Origin of the sequence: Paraburkholderia sp. GAS33, assembly GCF_050436645.1 — a bacterium.
In the GTDB taxonomy this organism is placed as follows: Bacteria; Pseudomonadota; Gammaproteobacteria; order Burkholderiales; family Burkholderiaceae; genus Paraburkholderia; species Paraburkholderia phenazinium_B.
This window is the reverse complement of record NZ_JBNDMP010000001.1, coordinates 771918-787877: the sequence shown is the minus strand read 5'-3', so window position 1 is coordinate 787877 and position 15960 is coordinate 771918. Positions and strand designations below refer to the sequence as shown.

The 15960-nt window shown below is 62.7% G+C and carries 17 protein-coding genes; 7 read left to right on the top strand and 10 right to left on the bottom strand.

The window, feature by feature from the left end:
- Window positions 1-41: 41 nt before the first annotated feature.
- The 3 genes from P3T24_RS03670 to P3T24_RS03660 form a co-directional block, all read right to left on the bottom strand.
- On the bottom strand, window positions 42-713 hold the full coding sequence (locus tag P3T24_RS03670) for a lytic transglycosylase domain-containing protein (RefSeq protein WP_429432495.1): 672 nt from the start codon (window positions 711-713) through the stop codon (window positions 42-44).
- Between the two features lie 157 nt (window positions 714-870).
- The gene (locus P3T24_RS03665) at window positions 871-2070 is read right to left on the bottom strand and encodes a pyridoxal phosphate-dependent aminotransferase (protein WP_429432493.1); all 1200 of its coding nucleotides are present in this window, start codon (window positions 2068-2070) and stop codon (window positions 871-873) included.
- A 105-nt stretch (window positions 2071-2175) separates the two neighbouring features.
- Complete coding sequence (locus P3T24_RS03660) at window positions 2176-3684, bottom strand: RNA polymerase factor sigma-54 (protein ID WP_429432490.1); 1509 nt, start codon at window positions 3682-3684, stop codon at window positions 2176-2178.
- 527 nt (window positions 3685-4211) lie between these two features.
- On the opposite strand from P3T24_RS03660, the gene P3T24_RS03655 reads away from it, so the two are divergent.
- Entirely contained in the window at window positions 4212-4544 is a 333-nt protein-coding gene (locus P3T24_RS03655; RefSeq protein ID WP_074268667.1) for a BON domain-containing protein, read from the top strand.
- A gap of 115 nt (window positions 4545-4659) precedes the next feature.
- Here the strand turns inward: P3T24_RS03655 and P3T24_RS03650 are convergent, their stop codons facing one another.
- From P3T24_RS03650 to P3T24_RS03630, 5 genes are all read right to left on the bottom strand, one after another.
- Window positions 4660-5112: a PA2169 family four-helix-bundle protein gene (locus tag P3T24_RS03650; RefSeq protein ID WP_074268668.1), complete on the bottom strand. Its 453-nt coding sequence runs from the start codon at window positions 5110-5112 to the stop codon at window positions 4660-4662.
- A 764-nt stretch (window positions 5113-5876) separates the two neighbouring features.
- Window positions 5877-6458, bottom strand: a complete 582-nt coding sequence (locus tag P3T24_RS03645) for a hypothetical protein (protein WP_074268670.1) — start codon at window positions 6456-6458, stop codon at window positions 5877-5879.
- A 63-nt stretch (window positions 6459-6521) separates the two neighbouring features.
- Window positions 6522-6863: a DUF1488 domain-containing protein gene (locus P3T24_RS03640; protein ID WP_429285700.1), complete on the bottom strand. Its 342-nt coding sequence runs from the start codon at window positions 6861-6863 to the stop codon at window positions 6522-6524.
- A 320-nt stretch (window positions 6864-7183) separates the two neighbouring features.
- Window positions 7184-7735 carry a type 1 glutamine amidotransferase domain-containing protein gene (locus tag P3T24_RS03635; protein ID WP_429285701.1) on the bottom strand — a complete coding sequence of 184 codons (552 nt, stop codon included), beginning with the start codon at window positions 7733-7735 and terminating at the stop codon, window positions 7184-7186.
- Between the two features lie 116 nt (window positions 7736-7851).
- On the bottom strand, window positions 7852-8202 hold the full coding sequence (locus P3T24_RS03630) for a chemotaxis protein (protein WP_429432486.1): 351 nt from the start codon (window positions 8200-8202) through the stop codon (window positions 7852-7854).
- A gap of 300 nt (window positions 8203-8502) precedes the next feature.
- On the opposite strand from P3T24_RS03630, the gene P3T24_RS03625 reads away from it, so the two are divergent.
- Together P3T24_RS03625 and P3T24_RS03620 are read left to right on the top strand one after the other, a co-directional pair.
- The gene (locus tag P3T24_RS03625) at window positions 8503-9741 is read left to right on the top strand and encodes a DNA topoisomerase IB (RefSeq protein ID WP_429432483.1); all 1239 of its coding nucleotides are present in this window, start codon (window positions 8503-8505) and stop codon (window positions 9739-9741) included.
- 137 nt (window positions 9742-9878) lie between these two features.
- Entirely contained in the window at window positions 9879-10553 is a 675-nt protein-coding gene (locus P3T24_RS03620) for an HAD family hydrolase (protein WP_074268676.1), read from the top strand.
- 36 nt (window positions 10554-10589) lie between these two features.
- Here P3T24_RS03620 and P3T24_RS03615 read toward each other — a convergent pair whose 3' ends face one another.
- On the bottom strand, window positions 10590-11219 hold the full coding sequence (locus P3T24_RS03615) for a hypothetical protein (protein ID WP_429432480.1): 630 nt from the start codon (window positions 11217-11219) through the stop codon (window positions 10590-10592).
- Between the two features lie 338 nt (window positions 11220-11557).
- Between P3T24_RS03615 and P3T24_RS03610 the strand changes: the two genes are divergently transcribed.
- The 4 genes from P3T24_RS03610 (at window position 11558) to P3T24_RS03595 (ending at window position 14612) form a co-directional block, all read left to right on the top strand.
- Entirely contained in the window at window positions 11558-12067 is a 510-nt protein-coding gene (locus P3T24_RS03610; protein WP_074268677.1) for a PRC-barrel domain-containing protein, read from the top strand.
- Window positions 12068-12166: 99 nt separating this feature from the next.
- The gene (locus P3T24_RS03605) at window positions 12167-12565 is read left to right on the top strand and encodes a DUF3175 domain-containing protein (RefSeq protein WP_429432477.1); all 399 of its coding nucleotides are present in this window, start codon (window positions 12167-12169) and stop codon (window positions 12563-12565) included.
- Window positions 12566-12648: 83 nt separating this feature from the next.
- Window positions 12649-13968: a cation:proton antiporter gene (locus P3T24_RS03600; protein ID WP_429432475.1), complete on the top strand. Its 1320-nt coding sequence runs from the start codon at window positions 12649-12651 to the stop codon at window positions 13966-13968.
- An 83-nt stretch (window positions 13969-14051) separates the two neighbouring features.
- Window positions 14052-14612 (top strand): FUSC family protein, encoded by a 561-nt coding sequence (locus tag P3T24_RS03595; protein ID WP_074269480.1) that lies wholly within the window; start codon window positions 14052-14054, stop codon window positions 14610-14612.
- Window positions 14613-14705: 93 nt separating this feature from the next.
- Here the strand turns inward: P3T24_RS03595 and P3T24_RS03590 are convergent, their stop codons facing one another.
- Window positions 14706-15761 (bottom strand): aldo/keto reductase, encoded by a 1056-nt coding sequence (locus P3T24_RS03590; protein ID WP_074268680.1) that lies wholly within the window; start codon window positions 15759-15761, stop codon window positions 14706-14708.
- Window positions 15762-15960 lie beyond the last annotated feature (199 nt).

The window sequence follows — 15960 nt, the reverse complement described above, 5'->3', positions numbered from 1 at the left end:
CAGCAAACGCGAACAATCTGCGCGAAGCAACAAGCAGCGCTTCAGCGCGGTTCGACCAGCGCGACCTTCACGAATCCATCGGGCTGCGCCTGCAATCGCGCGGAGAACTGCTGCATATGCAACGCCACGCGCCGCGCGTAGCCTTTGCCGCCGCCGCTGTAGCGCGACAAGGCCTCGTTGAGATCGCCACCCGAGGCGTCCAGATAGCCGCGCAAGATCGACGAGCCGATGGTCACGTTGACGACGGGGTCGGACAGATCCTTGCCGCCCGACACCAGTTGCGGATGCGCCGAGGGCAACACCTGCATCAGACCTTTCGCGCCGGCGGTGCTGACCGCGCGTCGGTTGAAGCCCGATTCGGTGGCGATCACGCCGAGCAGCAGCACCGGCGACATCGCAAAGCGATTCGCCGCATCGAGCACGGCTTGCGCGATGGTGGTGGATTCACCGCGCGCCACGCGAAATTGTCCCGACAGGATAGTTGCAATTTCAACCAGTGCCGATGCGTTGGAGCCGTCAGGCGGTTGGCTCGCCATGACCGGGGCAGCAACGTGCGGTGCGTCGAGCATTGGCGCATCCGTGATACGCGGCGCTTCGGCCGCCTGCATCGCGCTCGCAAATGACAGTGTCAACGCGCCGAGCGTCAGGCCCACTATTCGTGTGGCCCGTGTGGTGCGGTTTTCCCTTCCCCTGTTCGTCTGGCTGTTCTGCATATCGCCCGCTGGCTATTCGCGTGCGATGAACAATACGTGGAACGACGTATCGGGCGAACAAAAACCTGTCCGCCCGACGTAAACAGGGCATCAAAACACAGGGCATCAAAACAAGGCATCAAGATCGCAGCGCGAGAATCGCTGCGGCAAGACCGCCTCAGCCGGCGTTCAGCGCCGGTGCCCGGACCTGCAGACCCGCGACGAAGGCCGCGATCCGGTCGCAGGCTTCGGCCAGACGCGCTTCGTCGACCACAAAGCCAAGCCGCACGAAGCCGTTGGCCGTCTCGCCGAACGCGCTGGCGTCGAGCAGCGAGACACCCTGAGCGCGAAACAGTTGCCAGGTGAATTCGACCGTATCGAGACCGCAGCCGCTGACGTCGACCATCATGAACATGCCTGCTTCGGGCAACAGGCAGCGCAGTCCGTGCACTTGGCTCAAGCGCTCATACACGACGTCACGGCGGCGCCGGTAGACTTCGCGCATATCCGCGACGATCTGCGCCTTTTGCTCGAACGCCACAAGCGCGGCCTCCTGGATAAACCCAGGCAGGCCATACAGCATGCATAACGCGAGCCGCCCGAGATGCCCGATCAGCTCCGCCGGCCCGATCGCCCAGCCTACGCGCCAACCCGCCATCGCATGCGACTTCGAGAGGCTCGCGATCGTCACGGTCCGTTCGGCCATCCCTTCGAGCGAGGCGATACTGACGTGCTCGCGCTCGAAGGTGAGATCGGCATACACCTCGTCGGACACGACCCACAGATCATGCTGGCGAGCGAGTTGCGCGATGCGTTCCAGATCGGCACGCGGCATCACGACGCCGGTCGGGTTACACGGAGTGGCAAAGAAGATCGCTTTGGTGCGCGGCGTGATAGCCGCTTCGAGCGCATCGCAATCCAGATGAAAACCACGTGCCGGGTCGACGGGCACAGGCACCAGCGTAGCGCCCGAGGCCCGCACACAGGCTTCGTAGGTCAGATAGAGCGGCTCCGGCACGACCACTTCGTCGCCGGGTTCGCAAAGACACAGCGCCGCGGCGAAAATGCCGTTCTGCGCGCCGGCGCACAACATCACGTTTTCGACGCCGACGGAACGGCCAGTGGTGCGGGTGTGTTCGCGGGCAATCGCCGCCCGTAGCGGCTCACGCCCAACCACCGTGGTGTAGTGCGTGTCGCCGCCGCGCAGCGCTTCGACTGCCCTTTCGACGATCGCCTCAGGTGTCGCGAAGTCCGGATCGCCGACGCTCAGCACGATCACATCTTCGCCTCTCGCCCGCGCCTGTTGCGCGGCATGGTGAATTTCCCACGCGGACGTGCGCTTGCCCTGCAGGCGCTCGACCAGACTTGAATACTTCATCCCCACTCCTCACGGCAAAACCTGTCCGGCCATCAATGTAATGGGGAGTGGGCAAAACGTCCATCGTTGCAAACAATGTGCAAGGGAGAAGTCTGCGCGATTTGCTCAGAGCTGACGACGCAACTCAGCCGGCGGCACCTTCATCAGATGGCGGTACTTTGCCACTGTCCGCCGTGCGACCAGCACGCCCTGCTCGGCGAGCATGCGAGCCAAGGTCACATCCGACAGCGGATCGTTGGTGTTTTCCGCGGCGATCATTTCCTTGAGCAGCGCACGGACAGCCGCAGCCGAACAGGTGCCGCCACTTTCGGTGCCCAGTTCGCGCGGGAAGAAATGCTTGAATTCGAAGATGCCTCGCGGCGTCGCCATATACTTGTTGCCCGTCGCGCGCGAGATGGTGGATTCATGCAAGCCGAGTTCTTCGGCAACGTCACGCAGCACCATCGGTTTAAGCGCGATCTCGCCGTACTGGAAAAACGCCTTCTGATGCGCGACGATGCATTCGGCCACGCGTTGAATCGTATCGAAGCGCTGTTGCGCATTGCGGATCAGCCAGCGTGCCTCCTGCAGCTGCTGTGCAAGCGGCGAACGGCTTGCACCGGCTGACTGCGCGAACAGCTCGGCATACATGCGGTGAATCCGCGCGCGCGGCTGCACAGCCGGATTGATATTCACAATCCATTTGTTACGCACCTGGCGAACGATCACGTCCGGCACGACATAGTTGTCTTCCGTGCGGCCATAAAAATTACCTGGCTTTGGATCGAGTTTGCGCACGAGAGCACAAGCCACGCGCAGTTCTTCCGCCGAGCAACCAATCTGCTTTTGCAATTCGGCCTGCTCGCGGCGCGCAAGACGTTCGAGATGATGCTGGACGATCTGCAGGGCGACATCGCGACCCGGCACGTCGACGGGCATCGCATGCAGTTGTAGCTCGAGACACTCGGAGAGCGAACGTGCGCCGAGTCCCGGACGATCGAGCGACTGCACGAGGCGCAGCGCCACCAGCAATTCCTCTTCCGTCAAAGCCGGTTCGAGTTCGACGATTGCGGCCAGATCCGCGAGATCCTGGCGCAGGTAGCCGTCGTCGTCGAGCGCTTCGATCACGAACCGGGCAACTTCGCGGTCACGCTGGTCGAGGCGGTACAGCCGCAGCGCGTCGTGCAACTGTTCGCGCAGCGAAGGTTGGGAGCGGGCCCATTCGGCCGGGTCGCTGCCCTCGGAATCGCCGTTCTGGCGCGACGAGTTGCGGCTAAACGAGTCACCGGAGAATTCGCCTGAGAAGTCACCGGACGACATGTCGCCCGACGATTCATCCGACGCCATGCTCTCACGCGAATCGGCTACTGCACTGTCGAGCATCGTATCGGGCTCGCTCGCGCTGACGGTGTCGCCAGCCGCAACCGGGATGCTATCGTCGCCGGTCGAAGAGGTTGCGAGCGCAACGTCTTCCGTGTCGGTCGCGTCGTACTCGAGAAATGGATTGGTGTCGAGCGCAGTACGCAACTCCTGCTGGAACTCGAGGGACGATAACTGCAATAGCCGCACTGACTGCTGCAACCGCGGAGTCAGTGCCAGTGATTGCCTTGTGCGTAGTTCAATTGAAGGCGGCATTGTAGTCAGTCCTTGGGATAGTTCTAAAAAAGAGGCTTGGCACTACCAGAGCAACTGTCGTACCAGCTCGCGCAAACCGCTGTTTTTTCTCATCTTTGCTTTTTCACCAGGCTCAGGCAGGCCGCTTGCGGCGCCATTTTTTACAATTGGCCGGAAAAATGCGCAGCGGACGGCGACGCCTTTTACAGGCCCGCTCCGCGGGCCGCCACGCCAGTCCCGGCAGGCTTACACGCCCTCCAGGCGACCCATGTCCGCCCTTTGCGAAGCAAATGCGCACCGTTGGGCACACTCCTTGCGGCTATGGTCGTGTGGACGGATAAACCTCAGTCAAATGACAAGCGCGCCGCGCCAACGCAGCGCAACCAGCGTCAAGTGAATGAGTCGCGTATCCGGTGTCGATTAACGGCCCTGACGGAACCGTAGCGGCAACGATCCCACGCGTGTCATCGGCGGCTGGCATCCAGTTGCGATCGACCGCATAGGTAACAAGACCGCATCTCTTATCAACAACACGAAGGAGCAGTTATATGAAGACCATCCATTTTCTGAAGACCGCTGGCGTCGCTGCCTGTGTCGCTTTCGCCCTGAACGCCTCGGCCCAGACCAATGCACCGTCCGCCAGTTCGGAAACGATTGGCCAGCACGTCGACGACGGCACCATCACCACCAAGGTGAAGGCCGATCTGCTCGGCGCCAAGAACGTCAAGTCGACGCATATTCACGTGAAGACGCGCCAAGGCGTGGTGTGGCTCACGGGTACGGTGCCGACCTCGGATGACAAGTCCGCTGCAGCGGAAGTCGCGAAAGACGTCGATGGCGTGGCGAGCGTGAAGAATCATCTGAAGGTGGTGGCCGAGTAAAGCCGCCAGCAACTATTCGTTCGGACATCGCTTCGGCGGTGTCCTGATGAAAAAGGGGCCATCCGCGTTGCGGACGGCCCCTTGCTTTTGGGCTTTTAATGCGCGGCGTTTGGGCTTAGTGCTTGGCAGCCGCGTACTGGTCACGCAGATCGCGAATGCGATCGTGATTCAGCAGAACGCCCTGATACTGCTTTTCCACCACGATTCGCACGTCGGCCGGCAACTCCTTGTCGAGTGCGTCGTGATAATGCTTCTTCGCTACGTCCTCGCCCTTTTCGCAGTCTGCGAGAATCGAGTGGTCGTCACGACCGGCCACGGCGCTTTTAACGTCTGTCCAGCCGCGATGGAGCGCACCGCTCACGGTGCCGCCAGTTTCCGGCTTGCCGCCCAGTCTCTGGACCAGGTCCTGCAACTCGCGTGCACCGCGTGTGCAGTCGTCGGCACGCGAGACAAAGAGCGACTTGAGTTGCGCATCGTGCGCGTCTTCGGCAGCCTTGCGAAAGCCACGCTCGCCGTCCTTCGATGTTTCAACCAGATCGTTCAATACAGCGGTCACGTTGGTAGACATTGCATTCCTCCGTTTCATAGTTCATCGGCCCACTGCCGGTGGCAGCGGCTCCCATTCAATGCCGCATGACGTGTGCCCGGGCTGGGCTCGCGGGCGTCCTCACGGTGGGTGTGGCGCGATAGCGCATACAAGCCTCCGCGGCCCGCGCTTGCCCCCAAACTACCTTTGGCAAAGTTACCCAGCCGCGTAAATGTTGCCCGGCGGCAATCCTGCGCAGATGCCCGGCGCGGCGCCAAACGTCCCTCGAACTGGCTTCGGACGGCCTTCTACCGGGCCTGCGAGCGAATGCAATGCAATGGCATAGATGTTGCTGTATCGATGGTGCTGCCCGCACCGGTGTGCGCCTCCTGCGAGACAGGACGAGCCCTCCGCAATCGAAAATCAATGGGCACGCAACGACAAAGGGAGCCTCATTATGAAGATCAGGAGAGCCGAGTTTCTGCTGGCTGTGGCAATCGTCACGTCAGCTGCTGCCGTGCAGGTCCGTGAATACGTACTGAGGACTGCGCCGCAAAGTGCCGCACAAACAATGAGCTGCGGCACAACGCACCAGGGATTGGCGCCAGCGGCTTGCGCGACTGTGCGCGGCGAACGTTCGGTGGACGGAGCGGCCCACCCACAGCAAGCGGCCCTACGTATCTGGGTATAAGAAATCCGGGCTATAAAGAAAGCGCGGCGGCCGCATCGATTGCGGTCGCCGTTTCCTTATGCGCGGGCCATGAGTAGCCCTGCGTTATTTGTGGCCCCGTCGTCGTTGAGCTCGCTTAGGCGTGCTTCTCGTTGAGTTCAGGCATCGTTTCCGGCGGACGCGTGGGATCGAAATCGGCCCAACGGCCGCGTTGCCAACGTCCGTTCGCACGTTCGATTGCCGCACCGCCCGTATCGCGCAAGATACGCGCAGCGTCGTACTGGCTATCCGGCGAAACATGTACCGCGAGCAGCACACCTGAATCGCGCGTTTCGTGCTGCTGTGTCCCGTGGCGCCCTAACCTGCCCCCGCTGCGCGTATGCGACATGGCACCGACCAGCGAGCCGACATAGGCGCCCACTCCCGCTGCGATAACCGATACGAGCAGCGGCGCCGAAAACACGGTAAAGATGCCGACGCCCACTGCCGCGCCCAGCACAGCGCCGATCGTCACGCCCTTGCCCGCGCCTTTGGGCGCCTCCGCGGAACCGGCGTCTGTGGCGGTATCGCCGCCAATCGGATAACGCGCATGCTGTCCGGTCGGATTGACGAAAAATAGCGTCACGTCCTCCTCGACGAAACCGCTGTTGAAAAGACGTTGGGCTGCATCTTCAGCGGCCGGAAAAGTCGTGAAACGTGCTGCGACGATGAGTGACATAGATCCTCCTTTCATCGCGGAAAAATGATTACAGACATACCCTTTCGCGGTCCTGACAAGTGTCTACCGGTCGTGGCCGGATTCCATTCCCTCGACGCGGAACAGTCCGCTATGCAGTATTACGCTTGCTCCTTCGCTTTGGTCAAGCGCCTCTGCGCACACCGAATGAATCCGCCGGCGGCCCTGCCTGAATGCGCCAAGCAAGGCGTCCTCGAGCGCTGACTCCGCGCCGAAATGATCCTCCAGCGCCTCCGCTGTGATTGCACAAATAACCGGTTCGCCGTCGACGCGTGCCGTGAACTGCACGGTCAGACTCGAGCCGTCGAACCCCGGTGCTTCGTCAGGAAAAGTAATGCGCATGGTGGCGTCCTCGTAGGCGGGCCGCGGCAGAATAATGGCGTTCATGGCGCGCTCGGTTCGAATGTCTTCACGTGGGGCCTACTCGGGTTTCCGGTGGCAAACTGTTGAGTATCCGCAGTGCGCTGTGGGCCGGTCTGCGGAGAAGTCTGAGCCGCAAAAACCCGCACGCCGGGCTTCGCCTGGCTGGCGGCACCAGCTTGCGTCTGCATAGCGGCCAGCAAGGCGGCGCCCAGTCCCATCGCCGCGATCATGGCTTGTATGGAATACCGGAATCTCATGCACTTTCTCCCAGTTCATAGGGCCGATTGCGGGCCAGCCATTGCCACCGGCTGACCCGTTTCAGGGGCTCAACGCAATAGCCATTCTTAAGCGGCCTTGCGCTTGGTCAGTTGCGCGATCAACGTTCTGTTGAAGGCTGGCAGATCGTCGGGTTTGCGGCTGGTGATGAAGTTGTCGTCCTCCACCACTTCCTGATCGACCCATGTACCACCCGCGTTGCGAATATCGTCCTGCAGGCTGGGCCAGCTCGTCACCGTGCGGCCTTTGATGATGCCCGCCGATACCGGCAGCCATGTGCCATGACAGATCACGGCGATCGGCTTGTGCGCGCTGTTGGCGGCCTTCACGAAGGCTTGCGCCTGCGGCAGCGAGCGAATCGCGTCACCGTTCACCACGCCGCCAGGCAGGACGACAGCGTCGTATTCGGCTGCGGTGGCCTTGTCAAACGTGGTGTCGACTGCGACCGAGTCGCCTTTATCCACATGTTTGAAGCCCTGGATCTTGCCCGGCTTTGCCGAAATCACATGGACCGTTGCGCCGGCCTCGGCGAGCGCGCGTTGCGGCTCCAGCAGTTCTGCCTGCTCAAAGCCGTCTAATGCGAGGACTGCTACCTTGCAGCCTTGAAGTGACTTAGCCATCAATGTTTCTCCTTTGCGAGCATGAAAATGAATCGACCGACGCTGCGCCGGGTCTCGCCTTGAACTCGTTCACTCCGTTTCCAGAGGTATCGAGCAAGAGCTGTGCCCGTGCAACATCAGGCGGGACGCGCTGCATCCGGATCGTCGGGATCGTCTGATACGTCGGGCGCAAACGAGTCGTCGACGCGGTCCGGTTCGATGTCCGCGTCGGGATAGAGCGTGGCGTCGCCGTCCGCGGCGGCGCGCTCGCCGGTGCCATGGCGGTCCGTGTCGCTGCGGAGTTCGGCGTCGCCGGTTTCAAGCGCGTGGTTGTCGAGTTCCGAGTCCACATCGAACACGTGACGCTTCGCGCCGGCCACGTCGCTGCCACTGTCGGAGGAGTCGCTCGGGCCCAACGCGCCGGTCGAACTGGCCGTCTCACGAACCTCGTGTTGCGGTTCTTCATCAGGATTCAGGGTGCTGCTCATTTCAACCTCCTTGGGTTTTCGACAACTGCACTGAAGCGCCGCAAGGAGTGTTCCGCACGCGGTGTCGCGGACGGGCACTGCCCTTGCTTGAGGCGAGTGCATGGATCGCCTGGTTGATCGACGTGTTGAGGTTGAGTCGGACAGGCTGAGTTGATAATTGAGTTGATAAATGAGTCCACCTGGCTGCGCCACTTACTACATGGATTAAAGGCAACCATGACCGCCCCGCCCCGATCTGCCCGACATCAGTCCGCGACCATCGCTGCCAGCACAAGCGCGACGGCAGCAACGCAAAGCACAATGCCCAGCGGCTTGCGGCACGCCGACGACACACGTCCCGGCTACTCGCGCAAGCTGCTTAAAGAGGGCTTTGCCTATTTCGATGTCGCGGGCAAACGGATCGAGGATGCCGATGAAATTGCCCGTATCAACGCGCTGGCAATTCCCCCTGCTTATGCCGACGTCTGGATCTGCCCTGACCCGCGCGGCCATATCCAGGCAACTGGCCGCGATGCACGCGGACGCAAGCAGTACCGCTACCACCCGCGCTGGCGCGAAACGCGCGACGCCGACAAATACGAACGCATGACGGCATTCGGCCGGGCCTTGCCAAAAATTCGCGCGCGCGTGTCACGCGATCTGAAGCTTCGCGGCATGCCAGGCGACAAGGTAATTGCTGCCATCGTGCAGTTGCTCGACTCCACGCTGATCCGGATCGGTAACGCCGAATATGCACGCGACAACCAGTCATATGGGCTGACGACGTTGCGCAAAAAACATCTGAAAGTGGAAGCCGGCCGGGTTCGCTTCCGTTTTCGCGGCAAGAGCGGTATTGAGCACGACGTGACCATCGACAATCCACGCGTGAAGCGCATCGTGCTTCGCTGCGCCGAGTTGCCCGGGCACGATCTGTTTCAGTACGTCGATGAGGACGGTACGCGTCACACGGTCGGCTCGGCCGAGATCAACGACTATCTGAAACGCGCGAGCGATGCCGATTTCACTGCCAAGGATTATCGGACGTGGGCTGGCAGCGTGTATGCGTTCGCCGCGCTGCGCCGTCTGCTGTGCGATAGCGCGGCGGAGGCAAGGCGGCATGTGGTGGCGACGGTGAAAGAAGTGGCCGCGCTGTTGCGCAATACGCCAGCTGTGTGCAGACGCTGCTATATCCATCCGGCTGTGATTACCGCGTTCGAAGCCGATGAACTGCAAGGCATTGCGAATTGCCGGCCGCGGCGAGGTCTGCGCGTCGACGAAGCGGCTTTCGCGATCCTGCTCTCGCGCAGCGCAAAGCAGGCGGCGCGACAGGCAGCTAACGGTTCGCGCAAGCGCCGCTCGTCGAGTGCTCCGGCCACCACGACGCTCGCGCGCGAGGCGGTTGATACGGCGAATTCCGTGAGCGACGCACAACTCACCGCACTCCTTACCAAATCTCGCGCCATGAGGAAATCGTCGGGCACGCCGAACGCGCCACGCGTCACGCGCGTGCGCAATTCGGCCCGCACGGCGTCGCGGCAGGCCCGGCCGACTACGACGTGACGGCTCACCTGGCCGGCCGCACCTGGCCGGCCGCACCAATTTCCACCCCCGCTTTCGCTCGCAAAGGTGCACCATAGTGCCTCGTGGATTTCGTCACTTTCCTGGCACTATCGCTCAACCGTTTTCGGAGGAACACCATGCGCATCCAGACCGCCTTTCTGTTCGATCTCGACGGCACGCTCGTCGACAGCGTTTATCAACACGTCCTTGCGTGGAAGCAGGCGCTCGATCAGGAAGGAATCGAACTGTCGGTATGGCGCATCCATCGCAAGATCGGCATGAGTGGCGGCCTCTTCACGAACCAGCTACTGCGCGAGACGCGCAGCGAAATGAGCGCGGAGCGCATCGAGCACTTGCGGCACGCGCATGCCGAGGCCTACAAAAAACTGGGCAACCAGGTGCGGCCGTTACCCGGCGCTCGCGAACTGCTCGCCGCTCTGACCGAGAGCGGCACACGCTGGGCCATCGCGACGAGCGGCCGCATGGAAACCGCCGCCGTAAATCTGGCTGCGCTCGGGGTCGATCCTGAGAAAACGGTGGTCGTTACGCGCGACGCCGTCAAATACGCCAAGCCCGATCCCGATTTGTTCATTGCCGCGGCGCACCGCCTGGGCGTGCAGATTGAACAAAGCGTGGTGGTGGGCGACAGCATCTGGGACATGCTGGCCGCGCAGCGCTGCCGCGCGTTGGGAGTTGGTGTGCTGTCGGGTGGCTACGGTCAGGATGAACTCGAACGTGCCGGCGCGTTGCGCGTCTACGAAGACCCCGCCGATCTGCTGCTGCATCTCGACGAGGTGGCCGCACGGCCGTGACGGGCTAGTTCTCGTGTCGTCTTCGCGCCGCTGCGGCTACCACGGGCTGCACGGTGCGATGACCAGCATCGCGACATCGGTGGCAATCAGGCCGAGGATAAACATGGTGCTGGACATCGCACAGATTCTCGACAAAAACCAGTCGCGTTCGGCCCGTGTGCCCTTGAGGGCTGCGGGGAAGCGCCACGGAATGTGCGCGGTACGCCACAGGTTGCGCCATGCCACGAATGTGCCAAACGCGGCGAATATCAGGCAGACGACGCTCGCCACGACGACCGTCAGCGGTGTCCAGGCCATGGCGTGCACGACGAATAGCGGCGCGCCGGCCACACAGCGCTGCCCGAGCACCATCTCGGCGATGCTCACCTGAGCAAGCCAGGCAAGCGGCGTCACGAGCAACGCGATCAGAATCTGCAGCGCGCTGATTTGCTGCGGAGCAGACTGGGTCGCGGAACGCGTTGCATCCGGGTGTTGGGACTGCGGGGAGTGTTGGGACTGCTGCGCCTGCTGGATCTGCGCCTGCTGGATCTGCGCCTGCGGGGTCCTGACCGGTTGTGCGGACGCCGGCTCACGCACAACGGTTCGGCCGGTCGGGGATTGGCTGTCGGTGTCACGGCGAGGACCGTGACACGAGGGGGCGCGCGCATTGAATCTGTCCGCGGTCATGCTGATTCCGAAAAAGATACGGTGTTTACTGCCCTGGTTGCTGTGCAACGCAGCAAGAAACGGGCCGATTTAGCAAACTACCGAATACGTGCCCTGCCGCGGCCATATTTCGTCCGCGACGCCTCAGCCACCGTCGCCCATCGCGCAAGAATTGCAATCTGCGCGACGCTTTTTACGCGCTGTGTCATGGGTTGCGGAGCAGACCGCAGAAGCCGCCGGGCGCTCGCACAATGAAAGCGTATGGAAAGCAAGCTCGCGAGAGATATCCAGCGACGCGTCATCGAAGGAACAAGCGTTGCTGTGATGAAGGGACATCAATCTGTCCTGGGAGACACATCATGAGCATACTCAACGAAACCCGCACGAGCACCGGTGCTGGCGCCGGCGCGAAGATCGTCGGCAAAGGCAGCCGTAGCGCTGACGGGCCCGGACCGGACGTGATGGCAGCGGCCACGCTCGACGGCAACAAGGTTCTCAGCAGCGAAGGCGACGACATCGGCAAGGTCAAGGACATCATGCTGGACGTACGCTCGGGGCGCATTGCGTACGCGGTCCTGTCGAGCGGCGGCTTCCTCGGCATGGGCGACAAGCTGCTCGCCATTCCCTGGGATGCGCTGACCCTCGACACGGAACGCAAGTGCTTCCAGCTGGGCATGTCGTCGGAAAGCATCAAAAACGCGCCAGGCTTCGACAAGGATCATTGGCCGTCGATGGCCGATCAGACATGGGCAACCTCGGTCCACCAGTTTTACGGCAGCGAACCGTACTGGGGCCGCGACGATCTCGGTGTCGGGGCGACTCTGCCGGGCGGTGCGGAAGCGCCTGAGGCCGGTGGCGTCAAACTGTGACCGGAGGGTCAACCTGATGGCGGCGCTGCACCGGGTGGCGCTCCACCGCTTAGCGTTCCACCTGGTGGCGCGCCCACTCTTCATACGAGGCACAACATCATGGTCAGCAAAAAATCGAGACGCCCGGTGGCCCGCGCAAAGTCCGGGCGACCGCCCCGCCAACGTCATGCGCGGGCCACCGCAAGCCGCCATGCGAAAACAGGCGGTGCCCAGCAAGCGAGCCGTTCGAACCGCTGGTCGCATCACGTCATGGAAACCAGCGACGCCATGGACATCGAAGCGAACGTCTTCAAGACCGGTAGCGCGGAGTCGATTGCCGAGTCGTTGAAACGCTCTTCGACGCATAGCCGGCGACGCAAGGGCACGCCCTTCCAGTCGGCCATGTCGATGCTTAATTTCTATATAAATCGCGCCGGCAAAAACCTGCCCAAAGGACGCCGCGCCACCCTCGAGCAGGCCAAGCGCAAGCTGCGTATCGCTTTCGGCCGCTCCCCGTAACGCGCGTTACGCCTGGCGGATCGGCGCTGGTTCGGCGCAAAGCCTCCGTTGGCCCCGCCAGCGCCCCGCCTCACCGGATGCCTATGGACGAAACACTCTGGTTTCTCATCGTCGGCGGCGTGCTCGTCTTTATGGGCGTCGCCGCGACCACTTTCAGGCGGCTGCCGGTCAGCGCCGCCATGTTCTATCTGGGCATCGGCTACGCACTCGGGCCGGCCGGAGTGAACCTGTTGCACCTCGATATCGTCGGCGACGCGCATTTGCTGCGGATCATCACCGAGATCGCCTTGCTGGTCTCGCTGTTCGCCATCGGCCTGCGATTGCGCGTACCGGTCTTCGACGCCCTGTGGTGGCTGCCGCTGCGCCTGGGCGCTCCAGCCATGCTCCTGACGATCCCCTTGCTGATGCTGTTCGGAGTCTACGTGCTGCGCCTCGACTGGGGGCCCGCCCTGCTGCTCGCCGCGATTCTTGCGCCGACCGATCCCGTGCTCGCCCACGACGTGCAGGTTCACAACCCAGGTGACCGCGACCTGTTGCGCTTCGCGCTCTCCGGCGAAGGCGGCCTGAACGACGGGATCGCGCTGCCGTTCGCAATGCTCGGCCTCGCGCTTTGCGCGGCTCCGCCTGGCTCCATGACCACGGCGTTAAGCTGGCGTTTTGCCGCCACAGCTGTCTGGGGAATCGCGGGTGCGGTTGCGATTGGCGCCGCGCTCGGCTGGGCCACGACGCACGCCGTCACCTGGCTGCGGACCCACCACGCGCAGGCGCTCGGCCTGGAAGGGTTTTTTGCACTGGGACTGATCGAACTGTCGTTTGGCGCCGCCCAACTCGCCTATGCCTACGGATTCCTTGCGGTGTTCGCAGCGGGCGTCGCGATGCGGCGCGTCGAACACCAGGCGAGCGGCGAGCGCTCGCCGCGCAGCACGATCGGCACGGTCGATTCCGAAGACGTGTCCGCGACCGCCGCGGATCCGGACAAGGCCCACGCTTACATGACCGAATCGGTGCTGGGCTTCACGATCGAGCTGGAGCGGATCGCCGAAGTGGCCATCATGGCCATGATCGGCAACGTGCTCGCTACTCTGCGCGCGCCGCTTTTCACGTGGCAGAGCGCGGCGCTGATCGTTGTGCTGTTTCTGCTGGTGAGACCCCTCGCGGTCGAGCTATCGTTGCTGGGCTCGCGGGCGTCGCAGGCGCAACGCCGTCTGATGAGCTGGTTTGGCATTCGCGGCACGGGCTCCTTTTACTACCTCGCCTATGCACTCGAACACGGTCAGGCAGCGCAGATTCTGCCGCTGGCGCCGCTGGCACTTGCAGTCGTGACGGGCTCGGTCGTCATACATGGGGTCTCGGCGACGCCGCTCATGAACTGGTACCACCGCGCGCGCGGCCCGGATCCATGAAAGTGCGCCGGAATACGGTTGGGCCCCGCAATGAGTCGATAGAATATCCAGCTGTTCACCCAGTCTCTATGCGACAAGGCCTCATGACGGAATCTCCCCAGACCCGGCGCGCAGCGCAGGCAAGCGCCGCCGATTCACTATTCGCATTCCTGAAATCGCTGCCGCTGCCCGATCGTCTCATTGAGGGTTGCGTGATGGCGCTGCAGGCGGTAGCGGGCGCCAGCATTGCGTTTACAATCGCCCGCGCCTTGCACACCCATCAGCCGTTCTGGGCCGCCATCACCGCGATTGCGGTGAGCCAGCACAACTACGTCGACACCCGCAAACTCTCGCGCGACCAGTTTCTTGGCGCGATGGTCGGCGGCGTATGCGGCCTCGCCGGCACGCTGCTCGGCGGCGGCTATTTCGTCGCGTATATGGCGACAGTGGCGGCCGCGATCATCATCTGCTGGGTGGCCAATATCGGCAGCGCGGCGCGTCTGGGCGGCATCACCGCCACCATCATGTTGCTGGTGCCGCGCATCGGACCACCATGGGAAGTCGCGCTGATCCGCCTCGGCGAAGTCACGATCGGAACGGTCAGTGCGTTACTCGTGTGCCGCCTGATTCATAGCATCGAGCAGCGCTGGTTCGTCAAGTCATAAGCGGCGCGACGCAGCCGGGCTTGCAATTGCCTTGAATTGCAACCACTGTGCCCACTGCACTCGCACCGCAAACGTCCCCCAACGCTGAACCGCTTACTTCAGCGAACGCCGGCTGCTTTCCTTCACCTGCGCGCGACGCGGCTCGCCCTGACGCTCCAGCATCCAGCCCGGATACTCGGCCGGCAACTCACTGACGGCATCGAGTTTCGCCAGTTCGTCGGCGTTCAGTTCGACCTTGGTGGCGGCGATATTGTCGTCGAGCTGCTCGACCTTCTTCGCACCGACGATCACCGTGGTCACCGCACGCTGATGCAACAGCCAGGCGAGTGCGATCTGCGCGACCGACACCCCCTTTGCCTCGGCGATGCCGCGCATCGTATCGATACAGTCGTAGGCGCGCTCGCGATTCACCGGCGGAAAATCGAACGTGTTCCGGCGGCTGCCAGCCTCGCCTTGCTGCTCACGCCCGTATTTGCCGCTCAGCAGGCCACCCGCGAGCGGGCTCCAGACCATCAGTCCGAGCCCTTCGCTATGCAGCATCGGCACCAGTTCGCGTTCGAGATCGCGGCCCGCGAGCGTGTAGTACGCCTGCAGCGTTTCGAAGCGCGCGAGGCCGAGACGGTCGGCGATACCCAACGCCTTGACGATCTGCCACGCGGCCCAGTTCGACACGCCGACGTAGCGCACATGGCCGTGCTGAACCAGCGTATCGAGCGCACGCACCGTTTCTTCGATCGGCGTGGCCGGATCGAAGCCGTGGATCTGGTAAAGATCGATGTGATCGAGTTGCAGACGTTTGAGGCTTGCCTTGATGCCGTCCATGATGTGATAGCGCGAGGCGCCGCGCGTGTTGGCGGATTCCGCCGTCGCGCCGAACACCTTGGTGGCCACCACGACCTGGTCGCGCGGCACCTTGAGGTTCTTCAGCGCGAGGCCGGTGATCTGCTCGGACAGACCTTGCGCATAGACGTCGGCGGTATCGATAAAGTTGATGCCGGCGTCGATCGCGCGACCAACGAGACGTTCGGCGTCGGCCTGTTGCAGATCGCCGATCTGACGCCAGATGCCTTCGCCGCCGCCGAAGGTCATCGTGCCAAGACAAAGTTCGGACACAAAGAGGCCCGTGCGGCCTAGCTGGTTATAGCGCATCGTTATTGCTCCGACTGGTTGGGGGGAAACCAATGAGAATACTGCACGGGGCGAAATCCAGCAGCGGCGGCGACAAGCAGATGACCGGCGCGTCATACTCGTTGTCAACGGTGCAATCTCTACTCGCCGCCATCTGAAAAGCAGCAAAACCTGCCGCTTTACGACGCTTCAGTCCACATGGCGCGCCGCCCGAAAACCT